Source organism: Streptomyces sp. NPDC052040 (genome assembly GCF_044548405.1).
Taxonomy (GTDB): domain Bacteria; phylum Actinomycetota; class Actinomycetes; order Streptomycetales; family Streptomycetaceae; genus Streptomyces.
Genome location: NZ_JBIUBV010000010.1, coordinates 58,423 through 70,675, shown reverse-complemented (window position 1 = coordinate 70,675; position 12,253 = coordinate 58,423). Strand labels below are relative to the sequence as shown.

The window sequence follows — 12,253 nt, the reverse complement described above, 5'->3', positions numbered from 1 at the left end:
GCCCCGCGCGTACCACCCGTACGCCTCAGCGCGTACCTCCTGTACGCCTCAGTATGCGCACCCGGACGCGAACGGGCCGCGTCACCCCCGTGGGGATCACGCGGCCCGTGCGGCGGTCGGCAGGGGTCAGTGGCCGCCCTGCTCCTCGAAGCGCTTGTAGGAACGCTCGATCTCGGCCTCCGCGTCCGTGCGGCCCACCCAGTCGGCGCCCTCGACGGACTTGCCGGGCTCCAGGTCCTTGTAGACCTCGAAGAAGTGCTGGATCTCCAGACGGTCGAACTCCGAGACGTGGTGGATGTCCCGCAGGTGCTCCACGCGCGGGTCGGACGCCGGGACGCACAGCAGCTTGTCGTCGCCGCCCGCCTCGTCCGTCATCCGGAACATGCCGATGGCGCGGCACTTGATGAGGCAGCCCGGGAAGGTCGGCTCCTCAAGGATGACCAGCGCGTCCAGCGGGTCGCCGTCCTCGCCGAGGGTGTTCTCGACGAAGCCGTAGTCGGCCGGGTAGCTGGTCGAGGTGAAGAGTCGACGGTCCAGGCGGATACGACCGGTCTCGTGGTCCACCTCGTACTTGTTCCGCGAACCCTTCGGAATCTCGATCGTGACGTCGAACTCCACCGGTGGCTCCTCCATGATCAACACATAGTTCTGGTGGTTAAGTGTCCCTCACGCAGGTGTGTGATCGCGAAAGGGGCTGGTGGTCGTGCCGGAGCTGAGGGCCTGGCGGGCCGCGCGACGGCGTCTGGCGCCGGTCGCACGAGCCGTGCGACCACGCCTCGCACATGCGTCCCGGGCCGTGCGACCGCGAGTACGGCGGATCGCGCAGACCGTGGGACCCCGTACGGCACGGCTCACCGGAGTGGTGAAACCGCACGCCGCACGGCTTGCGCAGCTCGCGCGCCCGCGCGCCGGGAGGCTCACCACCCCTCAGCTGGCGGCGGTCGCCGCCGTCCTGGGCCTGGCGCTCGCGGTCGGTACCGCGACCGCAGCCGGTCCCTGGGACTCCTCCGGCCAGCGTACGGCCGAGCGCGACCGGGCCGCAGCGTGGGACCGCGAGGGTGGCGCAGATCACGGCCGGGGCGCCGGGGCCGCGGCCCAGTCACCGGCGCCCGCGCCGAGCGCCGCCCCCGTGCTGTCCGGAGTCGGCGCCGGCCGGGCGCCGGGCGCGCGCCCCCTGGCGGCCGCCCTCGACAAGCTCCTGGCGGACTCCTCCCTCGGCCCCCGCCGCAGCGCCGCCGTCGTCGACGTGGAGACCGCCGGGCGGCTGTACGGCAAGGACGCGGACGAGGCGCTGACACCCGCCTCCACCACCAAGATCGCCACCGCGGTGGCCGCGCTCTCCGCCCTCGGTCCCGACCACCGCTTCACCACCCGCACGGTGCTCGACCCCGGCACCCGCACGGTGGTGCTCGCCGGCGGCGGCGACCCCACGCTGACGGCCCGCGCCCGCGCCGACGGCTGGGCGAGCCTGCGCACCCTCGCCGACTCCACCGCCGCCGCCCTGAAGAAGCGCGGACTGACCACCCCGGCGCTCGCCTACGACGCCTCCCTGTTCACCGGCGAGGCGCTGCACCCCATCGGGGTCAACCCCAACCTCGCCCCGGTCACCGCCCTGACGGCCGACGAGGGCCGCAGGGACGACACCACCAGCGGGCCCGCCGACCGCAGCACCGATCCGGCGGGGGACGCGGCCCGCACCTTCGCCGCACTGCTGCGCGCCCGCGGCATCAAGCCCTCCCGGACCGACATCCCGGCGGCGAAGTCCGCACCCCGCGCCGAGACCCTCGCCCGGGTCCAGTCGCCGCCCCTGTCCGCCGTGGTCGAACGGATGCTCACCAACAGCGACAACGACATCGCCGAGACCCTCGCCCGTCAGACCGCGCTGGCCGACGGCCGCCCGGCGAGCTTCGCCGGGGGCGCGGCCGCGATCGCCGACCGGCTCGGCAAGGAGCGGCTGCCCCTCGCCGGGAGCCGGTTCCACGACGGCAGCGGGCTGAACCGCGACGACCGGCTCACCGCGGATCTGCTGACCTCACTGCTGGCCACCGCGGGCTCCCCCGCCCACCCCGAACTCCGCGCGGTCCTGACCGGGCTGCCGGTGGCGGGCTTCACCGGCACCCTCAGCGACCGCTACACCGACCCGGCCGAACGCTCCGGCATCGGCCTCGTACGGGCCAAGACGGGCACCCTCACCGGGGTCAACACCCTCGCCGGGACGGTCGTCGACACCGACGGACGGCTGCTGGCCTTCGCCTTCCTGACGGACGGCTCGATGGACGCCACGGCCGCCCGGACGGCCCTGGACCGCACGGCGGCGGCACTGGCGGGCTGCGGCTGCCGCTAGGGCCTCTCCGTTTGGATCAGGCCGGGCTCGCGGGCCCTGGCACCGCGCCTCGCGGCGTTGTCGTCGGTTGCCATGGCTCCGCCACGACGGCCTCCTCCGCCTTGCGATGCACGGCACCAGACCCCGCTCCCTGATCCGGCCCGATCCCAACGAAAGACCCCAGGGCCCATCCGGCCCGATCCACACGAGAGACCCCGGGGGCTGTCCGCGCTGCGCTGCCCTGCCCCGAGCGGCGGTGCTCACGTACCGTTGACGCATGACGAGCATCGGTGGTGCGGGATCTGCTGGGATGGTCGACTGGAATCTCGCGGTGGCGACCGCGACCCGGCTCGTACGGCCCGGTCCCGAGGTGAGCCGTGAGGAGGCCCGGGCCGTCGTCGCGGAGCTGCGCCGCCACGCGAAGGCCTCGGAGGAACACGTCCGGGGCTTTACTCGTATGGGCGAAGAGGGCCTGCACGACACCCCCGTCCTGGTCGTCGACCGGCCCGGCTGGGTGCGGGCGAACGTCGCCGGATTCCGGGAGATCCTCAAGCCCCTCCTCGACAAGATGGAGCTGCGGCGCGGGAACACCCCCGCCGGATCCGTCCTCGGCGCCGTCGGCGGCAAGGTCACCGGCGTGGAGCTGGGCATGCTGCTGTCGTTCCTGTCCTCCCGGGTGCTCGGCCAGTACGAGACCTTCGCCCCGGCCACCCGCGACCTGCCCGCGGGCGGCAACGGCGGCGGACGGCTGCTGCTGGTCGCACCGAACATCGTGCACGTCGAACGCGAACTCGACGTCCGCCCGCACGACTTCCGCCTCTGGGTCTGCCTGCACGAGGAGACGCACCGCACGCAGTTCACCGCGGTGCCCTGGCTGCGCGACCATCTGGAGGGCGAGATCCAGTCGTTCCTCGCGGAGACCGACATCGACCCCATGACGGTCCTGGAGCGCCTGCGGGACGCCGTCCAGTCGCTCGCCGGGGGCCGTACGGAAGGCGAGGAGGGCGACGACGGCCACTCCTTCGTGGAACTCGTCCAGACACCCGCCCAGCGGGAGATCCTCGGCCGGCTGACCGCCGTGATGTCCCTCCTGGAGGGGCACGCGGACTTCGTGATGGACGGCGTCGGCCCCGCGGTCGTGCCCTCCGTCGCCGAGATCCGCGAGAAGTTCCAGCAGCGCCGCGCCAAGGGCGCCTCCCGGCTCGATCTCGCCCTGCGCAGACTGCTGGGCCTGGACGCCAAGCTGCGGCAGTACCGTGACGGGGAGCGGTTCGTACGAGCCGTGGTGGACCAGGTCGGCATGGACGGCTTCAACCGCGTGTGGACCTCCCCCAACACCCTCCCCACCAAGGCCGAGATCGCCAAACCGGCGGACTGGGTCGCGCGGGTGCACCGCCGCGCCGAGCCGTGAGCCGTGCGCGGGAGGTGTGAAACGAATCCGGCCGTCGGCAGGTGAACGCCCCGCCAATCACCCGTCCGAGGGACCGTGGGCGATGGGTAGGCGTGCAATGCTCGGGGAACGGCCCGTTTCTGTCACCATTTACACACTCTGAGTGACCAGCAATCGGGCTCACCCCCCGACAACTTCATGAAGGGAACCGGACATGGGTCCCCATCCTGCGGTCGCGGCGATACGCCTGGCGGTCCGCCGCGTCCTCCACGACCTCCTCACCGAGCACACCTCAGAACAGAACACCGGCCGGACCCCGCCCGGATGCAGCCACATCCCCTCCCACGAGCGTTCCCTCGCGCCGCTCGTGCTCGTGGCATGCTCCGGCGGCGCCGACTCGATGGCCCTCGCCTCCGCCCTCGCCTTCGAGGCCCCCAAGCTCGGCGTCCGGGCCGGCGGCATCACCATCGACCACGGCCTCCAGGACGGCTCCGACCTGCGCGCCGACGAGGTGGTCCTGCGCCTGCGCGAACTGGGCCTCGACCCGGTCGTCTCCGTCGCCGTGACCGTCGGCCGGGACGGCGGCCCCGAAGCGGCCGCCCGCGACGCCCGCTACGCCGCCCTGGACGCCACCGCCGAGCGCCACGGCGCCCTGGCGGTCCTCCTCGGGCACACCCGCGACGACCAGGCGGAGACCGTGCTGCTGGGCCTCGCCCGGGGCTCCGGCATCCGCTCCCTGTCGGGCATGGCCGCGGTCTCGGGGGCCGGCGGCCGCTACCGGCGCCCCTTCCTCCACCTCGACCGCCAGACCGCCCGCAAGGCCTGCATGGCCCAGTCCCTGCCCGTCTGGGACGACCCCCACAACACCGACCCCGCGTACACCCGCTCCCGGCTCCGCCACGAGGGCCTGCCCGCCCTGGAGAAGGCGCTCGGCAAGGGAGTCGTCGAGGCACTCGCCCGCACCGCCCAGCTCTCCCGCGACGACGCCGACGCCCTCGACGCCTGGGCCAGCCAGGCGGAGACCGCCGTGCGCGACGCCACCGGCCTGCTGGAGTGCGCGAAGCTCTACGCCCTGCCCCCCGCCGTACGCCGCAGGATCCTGCGCCGCGCCGCCATCGAGGCGGGCGCTCCGGCCGGTTCGCTCTTCGCCCGTCACATCGAGGAAGTCGACCGTCTGATCACCGGCTGGCGCGGCCAGGGAGCCATCAATCTCCCGGGCAAAGTCGTGGCCCAGCGTCAGGGTGGCAGACTGGTGATTCGGCACGGCTGAAAACGCGCCCCCTGCGGGAGGCGCCCGGTCAGCTCTTCGGGGCGGACCGGTCGGCCGCGCGAGCGAGCCAAGGGGTGTGCCGCTGTCGCGAGGGACAGCGGGGCGCCGGCCGCGAGGGCCCCGGCCGTCGCGGCCGCCCCGCGGGGGTGTCCGCGGACGGGCGATCCGTTCCGCAGCGGCACAGACGCCCCGACGGCGCGCGGCAATCAAAAGCGGCGGGACGACCGAAAGTGATGCGGGTGGACGCGAAAGACATGGGTGCCGACCTCAAGCAGGTACTCATCACCAAGGAAGAGATCGACGCGAAGCTGGCCGAACTGGCCGCGAAGGTCGATGCGGAGTACGCGGGCAAGGACCTGCTGATCGTCGGCGTCCTCAAGGGCGCGGTGATGGTCATGGCGGACCTCGCCCGGGCGCTGTCCACCCCCGTCACCATGGACTGGATGGCGGTGTCCTCGTACGGCGCGGGCACCCAGTCCTCCGGTGTGGTGCGGATCCTCAAGGACCTCGACACCGACATCAAGGGCAAGCACGTCCTGATCGTCGAGGACATCATCGACTCGGGCCTGACCCTGTCCTGGCTGCTCTCCAACCTCGGCTCCCGCGAGCCCGCCTCCCTGAAGGTGTGCACGCTGCTGCGCAAGCCGGAGGCGGCCAAGGTCGCCATCGACGTCGAGTGGGTCGGCTTCGACATCCCCAACGAGTTCGTGGTCGGCTACGGCCTCGACTTCGCCGAGAAGTACCGCAACCTTCCGTTCGTCGGTACGCTCGCGCCCCACGTCTACGGCGGCTGATCCTCCCGGGTCCGGCCGTCGGTGACGGCCGGACCCCCCGGACGAGGCTGTTTCTGGACGTTCGGGAACCCCAGCGGGTCTCGCGCCGTTGGAGCATGCGTGGGCGGTGTACCAGCGGTCCCCGCGGCTGCGGGCGACCATCCTGGGGTACCGTCAGAAGAACTGTCTTTATCAAACTCACTATGGCAGGAGGGACGGGGCGGCACCGCTCCGTATGGATGGACGTGAAGCGATACTTCCGTGGGCCGGTCATGTGGATCGTGCTGGCCGTCCTTGCCGTGGTCGTGTTGATGCAGGTCGTCGGCTCCTCCGGCGGCTACAAGACGGTGGACACAGGCCAGGTCGTCGCAGCGATCAATGAGAACAAGGTCCAGTCGGCCAAGCTGACCACCGGCGACGAACAGATCATCAAGGTTTCCCTGAAGAACGGCCAGAAGGTCGAGGGCAGCTCGAAGATCCAGGCGAGCTACATCGGCAACCAGGGCGTGACCCTGGCGAACACCCTTCAGGACAAGTACCAGACCAAGCAGATCCCGGACGGCTACACGGTCTCGCCGTCCAAGCAGAACCCGTTCGTCGGGATCCTGCTCTCCCTGCTGCCCTTCGTTTTGATCGTGGTCGTCTTCCTGTTCCTGATGAATCAGATGCAGGGCGGCGGCTCCCGGGTCATGAACTTCGGGAAGTCCAAGGCCAAGCTGATCACCAAGGACACCCCGAAGACGACGTTCTCCGACGTCGCGGGCGCGGACGAGGCCGTCGAGGAACTCCACGAGATCAAGGAGTTCCTCCAGGAACCGGCCAAGTTCCAGGCGGTCGGCGCCAAGATCCCCAAGGGCGTCCTGCTCTACGGGCCTCCCGGTACGGGCAAGACGCTGCTCGCGCGCGCCGTCGCGGGCGAGGCGGGCGTGCCCTTCTACTCGATCTCGGGTTCCGACTTCGTCGAGATGTTCGTCGGTGTCGGTGCCTCCCGGGTCCGCGACCTGTTCGAGCAGGCCAAGGCGAACGCCCCGGCGATCGTCTTCGTCGACGAGATCGACGCGGTCGGCCGCCATCGCGGCGCCGGCCTCGGCGGCGGTCACGACGAGCGCGAGCAGACCCTGAACCAGCTGCTCGTCGAGATGGACGGCTTCGACGTGAAGGGCGGCGTGATCCTCATCGCCGCCACGAACCGCCCCGACATCCTCGACCCGGCGCTGCTGCGCCCCGGCCGCTTCGACCGCCAGATCGCGGTCGACCGCCCGGACATGCAGGGCCGTCTGGAGATCCTCAAGGTCCACCAGAAGGGCAAGCCGGTCGCCCCGGACGTCGACCTCGCCGCCGTCGCCCGCCGCACCCCCGGCTTCACCGGCGCCGACCTGTCGAACGTGCTGAACGAGGCGGCCCTGCTCACGGCCCGCAGCGACCGCAAGCTGATCGACAATCACATGCTGGACGAGGCGATCGACCGTGTGGTCGCGGGCCCGCAGAAGCGGACCCGGATCATGTCGGACAAGGAGAAGAAGATCACCGCGTACCACGAGGGCGGACACGCCCTGGTCGCGGCGGCCTCGCCGAACTCCGACCCGGTCCACAAGATCACCATCCTGTCCCGTGGCCGTGCGCTCGGCTACACGATGGTGCTCCCGGACGAGGACAAGTACTCCACGACGCGCAACGAGATGCTGGACCAGCTGGCCTACATGCTGGGCGGCCGCGCGGCCGAGGAACTGGTCTTCCACGATCCGACCACGGGTGCCGCGAACGACATCGAGAAGGCCACCTCCACGGCCCGCGCGATGGTCACCCAGTACGGCATGACCGAGCGTCTGGGCGCGATCAAGTTCGGCGGCGACAACACCGAGCCCTTCCTCGGACGTGAGATGGCCCACCAGCGCGACTACTCGGAAGAGGTCGCCGCGCTGGTGGACGAGGAAGTCAAGAATCTCATCGAGAACGCGCACAACGAGGCCTGGGAGATCCTGGTCGAGAACCGCGACGTCCTCGACAATCTGGTGCTGGCTCTGCTGGAGAAGGAGACGCTCGGCAAGGAGGAGATCGCCGAGATCTTCGCCTCGATCGTCAAGCGCCCGCCGCGGCCCGCCTGGACCGGTTCCTCGCGCCGCACGCCGTCCACCCGTCCGCCGGTGCTCTCCCCGAAGGAGCTGGCGCTGACGAACGGGGCGAACGGTGCGACCCCGTCCATCGCCAAGGCGACCGAGGCCCTCCCCACCGAGACGGCCCCGGAGGACCGCAGGGAGAGCTGATCCCCGCTGTCCGCGGGCCCCGCAGGGCCCGGAATTTCTGCCGCGCCCCCCAGGGTTCTAGCCTTGGGGGGCGCGGCATTTCCCTGAGCCGCACGACAGCCGCACATCAGGCGCGTGATCCGCACGTGTCGCAGGCGCAGGAACGAGGCACCAGATGACCGACCCGGTGACGCTGGACGGCGAGGGCACGATCGGCGAGTTCGACGAGAAGCGCGCGGAGAACGCCGTACGGGAGCTGCTCATCGCGGTCGGCGAGGACCCCGACCGGGAGGGCCTGCGCGAGACACCGGCGCGGGTGGCCCGGGCGTACCGGGAGATATTCGCCGGGCTCTGGCAGAAGCCGCAGGACGTCCTGACGACCACCTTCGACCTGGGCCATGACGAGATGGTGCTGGTGAAGGACATCGAGGTGTTCTCGACCTGCGAGCACCACCTGGTGCCGTTCCGGGGGGTCGCGCACGTCGGCTACATCCCGTCCGCCACCGGGAAGATCACGGGCCTGTCGAAGCTGGCCCGGCTGGTGGACGTCTTCGCGCGCCGCCCGCAGGTGCAGGAGCGGCTGACGACGCAGATCGCGGACTCCCTGATGGAGATCCTGGAGCCCCGCGGGGTGATCGTCGTGATCGAGTGCGAGCACATGTGCATGTCGATGCGCGGTATCCGCAAGCCGGGTGCGAAGACCATCACCTCGGCGGTGCGCGGCCAGCTGCGGGACGCGGCCACCCGCAACGAGGCGATGAGCCTCATCATGGCGCGCTGAGCCCCTGGGCGGCTTCTGAGACCCGCCGGGCCCCGGCGGGCCGGGACACCGGGGTGGTCGCTGGGTCCCGGCGAGTCAGGAGACCGGGGTGGTGCTGCCGCTGCCGTCGTGTTCGTCGTCCTCCGGGAGGCGGCAGACGCGCTCCAGGAAGAAGGCGGCCGCTATGACGGCGATGCCCGCCACCACCGAGAAGCCCGCGTAGATGGCCTGGTCGCGGATCGCGGGGATGTCCAGGGACCCCAGCAGAAAGGCGCCCACGCCGCCGTACATACCGGCGACCAGGGCGGCGACCAGGGCGCTCGCCTGGCCGAAGACGACCGCGCGGGCCGCCATCAGCGGGTCGACGCCCTTGGCGCCGGGGCGGCGCTCCCGCTGGGCCTTGAACCGGGCCCGCAGCGAGAGCGCCGTGGCCAGCAGGACCACGGCGATCAGGGCGAGGACCACGGGCGCCGCCAGGGGGACCCGGGGGAGGGTGCCCACCGCGTTCCACAGGCGGGCGGCTGCCCAGGAGAGCACTCCGGCCACCACGAACACCGCCGCCAGCGTCCTGATGCGCAGCTCTTTCACGATGCCCCTTCGTCTGCCGGCGGCCGCCCGTGCGCGGTCGTCACGTCCGCGGTCGCCCCGCACGGTGGCCCGTGCACGGTCGCGGAGCCGGGAAGATCCCGGCCCGGTAGACCTTAACGACTACTCGGGCAGCCGGAGTTCCTGGTCGGGGCGGGGCGTGACACCTTCCCGGGTGACATCGGCGAGCAGATCCTCCACCGGGCCGCGGGCGGGCAGCAGGGCGGTCGTGTCCAGGTCGTGCCAGGGCGCGAGGACGAAGGCCCGCTCATGGGCCCGGGGGTGGGGGAGCGTCAGCACCGGGTCGTCGGAGACGACTTCCGCGTACGTGATGATGTCGACGTCCAGGGTGCGCGCGCCCCAGTGCTCGTCCCGCACCCGGTGGAAGGCCTCCTCCACGGCGTGCGCCCGCTCCAGCAGCGAGGACGGGGGCAGGGTGGTCTTCACCACGACCACCGCGTTGAAGTACGTGGGCTGGCTGCCCGGGGCCACGCCCCAGGGCTCCGTCTCGTACACCGGCGAGACCGCCTTGACCCGGACGCCCGGGGTGTCCTCCAGGGCGTCGATGGCGCCCTGGAGGTTCTCCAGGCGGTTGCCCAGGTTGGAGCCGAGGGAGATCACGGCCCGTTTGGGGTTCTGGAGCGTGGTGTCGGCGGCGTCCACCCGTTCCAGCACGGAGGCGGGCACCGGCTGTACGGTCGGGTCGCTCTGACCCCCGGGGAAGAAAGTGCTCATGCTCGGCTCCGGGTGATGGTGACGGTCACGTCGTCGAAGGGGACCGTGATCGGCGCGTCCGGCTTGTGCACGCAGACCTCGACCTCGCGGACCGGGGCGTGCTTCAGGCAGGAGAGCGCTATGCGCTCGGCAAGCGTCTCGACGAGGTCCACGGGCTCCCCTTCGACCAGGGCCACGACCTCCTCGGCGACGATGCCGTAGTGCACGGTCTTCGACAGGTCGTCGTCGGCCGCGGCCGGACGGGTGTCCAGACCCAGGACGACGTCCACGATGAAGGTCTGGCCCTCCTCGCGTTCCTTGGGGAACACGCCGTGGTGCCCGCGGGCCTTCAGGCCGCGCAGCGCGACACGATCCACGCGAATCACTCCTGCAATCGTCGGTAACGGCAGGGACGCACCGAGTGCGGTCGGTACACCGGCCTCGAACGAATCTACCTGCGGGCACCGGCGGCGTTCGCTTCGGAAAGCGTGCGCTGCTCTCGCGGCCGTGGGCTTCATCGGGTGTTTTCCCTGGGGAATGCGGTGGCTTGCGGGGCGGCGGGCGGCGCCTACCCGGGGGTAGGTGATTCCCGCCACTCCCCGCCGCCTACCCAGTCCTCGGGGATATGCCACCTGCTCACCCGGGGGATTCCTCCTCCTCGTCCTCGGTGGAATCGGTCAGTACGGGCGAGGCGTGGTGGGACCAGAGCTTCCAGCCGTCGGGGGTGCGGCGGAAGAGGTTCGTGGCGACGACCAGCTGGCCCAGGAGAGGGCCCAGCTCCTCGCCCTCCCCGGGGGCGGGACCGCCGCTGAGGATGTTCTCGGTGCAGCTCACCAGGGCGGTGTCACCGGTCACCGACACATGGACGTCGGTCAGGAAGAACTGGATGTAGTCGGTGTTCGCCATGATCAGGGCGTAGGAGCGCAGGACCTCGCCGCGGCCGGTCAGCACGGGCCAGCCGGGGTGGACGCAGGAGATCACACCGGCGTCGGCCGGGTCGTGGAACTCCTCGTCGACGCCCAGGTCCGCGGGCGTCAGCCAGAGGGAGGAGACCTCCTCGAAGTCACCCCGCTCCAGCGCCTCGTAGAAGGCCGTGTTGGCCTGCTCGACCTCTTCGACGTCGGTGTGGGCGGTGCTCACCGGGCTCCCTCGGGCGACCCGGTGGCGGGGCGTGCACCGCCTGTGACGGTGCCCGGCGCGGGGTCGCCCGTGTGTGCCCTTTCGATGGCGCGTGCGACGCGTACCGCGTCGGCCGTCGCGTGCACCTCGTGCACCCGGACCGCCCAGGCACCGGCCTGCGCGGCGAGAGCGGAGACGGCGGCCGTGGCGGCGTCGCGCTCGCGGGCGGGCGGGGGCGCGCCCCCGGGGCCCGCCAGGACGCGGCCCAGGAACCGCTTGCGGGAGGCGGCGACGAGCAGGGGGTGGCCGAGGGAGTGCAGCCGGTCGAGGCGGGCGAGCAGGGCGAGGTCGTGTTCGGCCTCCTTGGAGAAGCCGAGGCCGGGGTCGACGACGATCCGGTCGGGGGCGACGCCGCCCGCGAGCACGGCGTCCACCCGGGCGCGCAGCTCGTCGACGACCTCGGTGACGACGTCCTCGTAGACGCCCTGTACGGCCCCGCCCGTCAGGAGGCCGCGCCAGTGCATCACCACGAAGGGGGCTCCGGAGGCCGCGACGACGGGGATCATCGCGGGGTCGGCGAGGCCGCCGCTGACGTCGTTGACGAGGGCGGCACCGGCTGCCAGGGCCTGTTCGGCGACCGAGGCGCGCATGGTGTCCACGGAGAGGGTGACGCCCTCGGAGGCGAGACCGCGCACGACGGGGACGACGCGCCTGATCTCCTCGGCCTCGTCGACCCGCGCGGCTCCGGGGCGGGTGGACTCCCCGCCGACGTCGACGAGGTCGGCGCCCTGGGCGACGAGGTCGAGGCCGTGCTTGACAGCCGCGGTGGTGTCGAACCAGCGGCCGCCGTCGGAGAAGGAGTCGGGGGTGACGTTCACCACGCCCATGACCGCGCAGCGGTCCCATGCAGGAAGGCCCGCCACGTGGCCCCGCCCGGTCTTCGTGCTCATACGTTCAGCGTAGGCCCCCGGTGGCCCCGGGCTCGGCCCGCGGGTCCCGGTTCGGGACCGGGAACGGAAACGGGGAGGTGTACGGCGGGGCGGGCGGGGTACCTGGGGGCAGCCCGGCGGGGTGGG

12 protein-coding genes are annotated in these 12,253 nt (G+C 71.7%); 6 read left to right on the top strand and 6 right to left on the bottom strand.

Annotated features, from left to right (window positions below):
• Window positions 1-126 precede the first annotated feature (126 nt).
• Window positions 127-618, bottom strand: coding sequence for an inorganic diphosphatase (locus ACIHAA_RS20885; RefSeq protein WP_399819491.1), 492 nt, complete (start codon window positions 616-618; stop codon window positions 127-129).
• Between the two features lie 79 nt (window positions 619-697).
• On the opposite strand from ACIHAA_RS20885, the gene dacB reads away from it, so the two are divergent.
• The 6 genes from dacB (at window position 698) to folE (ending at window position 8,780) form a co-directional block, all read left to right on the top strand.
• Window positions 698-2,344 carry a D-alanyl-D-alanine carboxypeptidase/D-alanyl-D-alanine-endopeptidase gene (gene dacB / locus ACIHAA_RS20880; RefSeq protein WP_399819238.1) on the top strand — a complete coding sequence of 549 codons (1,647 nt, stop codon included), beginning with the start codon at window positions 698-700 and terminating at the stop codon, window positions 2,342-2,344.
• 256 nt (window positions 2,345-2,600) lie between these two features.
• Complete coding sequence (locus ACIHAA_RS20875) at window positions 2,601-3,734, top strand: zinc-dependent metalloprotease (protein WP_399819236.1); 1,134 nt, start codon at window positions 2,601-2,603, stop codon at window positions 3,732-3,734.
• Window positions 3,735-3,927: 193 nt separating this feature from the next.
• Window positions 3,928-4,983: a tRNA lysidine(34) synthetase TilS gene (gene tilS / locus ACIHAA_RS20870; protein ID WP_399819234.1), complete on the top strand. Its 1,056-nt coding sequence runs from the start codon at window positions 3,928-3,930 to the stop codon at window positions 4,981-4,983.
• Window positions 4,984-5,216: 233 nt separating this feature from the next.
• On the top strand, window positions 5,217-5,777 hold the full coding sequence (gene hpt, locus ACIHAA_RS20865; RefSeq protein WP_399819489.1) for a hypoxanthine phosphoribosyltransferase: 561 nt from the start codon (window positions 5,217-5,219) through the stop codon (window positions 5,775-5,777).
• 218 nt (window positions 5,778-5,995) lie between these two features.
• On the top strand, window positions 5,996-8,020 hold the full coding sequence (gene ftsH / locus ACIHAA_RS20860; RefSeq protein ID WP_399819232.1) for an ATP-dependent zinc metalloprotease FtsH: 2,025 nt from the start codon (window positions 5,996-5,998) through the stop codon (window positions 8,018-8,020).
• Between the two features lie 154 nt (window positions 8,021-8,174).
• A complete protein-coding gene (gene folE, locus ACIHAA_RS20855) occupies window positions 8,175-8,780 on the top strand; it encodes a GTP cyclohydrolase I FolE (RefSeq protein ID WP_399819229.1) in 606 nt (201 codons plus the stop codon).
• A 75-nt stretch (window positions 8,781-8,855) separates the two neighbouring features.
• On the opposite strand, the gene ACIHAA_RS20850 is transcribed toward folE, so the two are convergent.
• The 5 genes from ACIHAA_RS20850 to folP all read right to left on the bottom strand — a co-directional run bounded on the left by ACIHAA_RS20850 (window position 8,856) and on the right by folP (window position 12,127).
• Entirely contained in the window at window positions 8,856-9,347 is a 492-nt protein-coding gene (locus tag ACIHAA_RS20850) for a DUF3180 domain-containing protein (protein ID WP_399819227.1), read from the bottom strand.
• Between the two features lie 120 nt (window positions 9,348-9,467).
• Window positions 9,468-10,079, bottom strand: a complete 612-nt coding sequence (gene folK / locus ACIHAA_RS20845; RefSeq protein WP_399819225.1) for a 2-amino-4-hydroxy-6-hydroxymethyldihydropteridine diphosphokinase — start codon at window positions 10,077-10,079, stop codon at window positions 9,468-9,470.
• On the bottom strand, window positions 10,076-10,435 hold the full coding sequence (gene folB / locus ACIHAA_RS20840) for a dihydroneopterin aldolase (protein ID WP_399819223.1): 360 nt from the start codon (window positions 10,433-10,435) through the stop codon (window positions 10,076-10,078). Before folB ends, folK begins: the two co-directional genes overlap by 4 nt.
• 259 nt (window positions 10,436-10,694) lie before the next feature.
• Window positions 10,695-11,198, bottom strand: a complete 504-nt coding sequence (locus ACIHAA_RS20835) for a nuclear transport factor 2 family protein (protein WP_399819221.1) — start codon at window positions 11,196-11,198, stop codon at window positions 10,695-10,697.
• Complete coding sequence (gene folP, locus ACIHAA_RS20830) at window positions 11,195-12,127, bottom strand: dihydropteroate synthase (RefSeq protein WP_399819219.1); 933 nt, start codon at window positions 12,125-12,127, stop codon at window positions 11,195-11,197. Before folP ends, ACIHAA_RS20835 begins: the two co-directional genes overlap by 4 nt.
• Window positions 12,128-12,253 lie beyond the last annotated feature (126 nt).

Coding starts and splice junctions, on each gene's coding strand:
- ACIHAA_RS20875 (WP_399819236.1), top strand. CDS start 2,601: ATGACGAGCATCGGTGGTGCGGGATCTGCTGGGATGGTCGACTGGAAT.
- tilS (WP_399819234.1), top strand. CDS start 3,928: ATGGGTCCCCATCCTGCGGTCGCGGCGATACGCCTGGCGGTCCGCCGC.
- hpt (WP_399819489.1), top strand. CDS start 5,217: ATGCGGGTGGACGCGAAAGACATGGGTGCCGACCTCAAGCAGGTACTC.
- ftsH (WP_399819232.1), top strand. CDS start 5,996: ATGGACGTGAAGCGATACTTCCGTGGGCCGGTCATGTGGATCGTGCTG.
- folE (WP_399819229.1), top strand. CDS start 8,175: ATGACCGACCCGGTGACGCTGGACGGCGAGGGCACGATCGGCGAGTTC.
- folK (WP_399819225.1), bottom strand. CDS start 10,079: ATGAGCACTTTCTTCCCCGGGGGTCAGAGCGACCCGACCGTACAGCCG.
- folP (WP_399819219.1), bottom strand. CDS start 12,127: ATGAGCACGAAGACCGGGCGGGGCCACGTGGCGGGCCTTCCTGCATGG.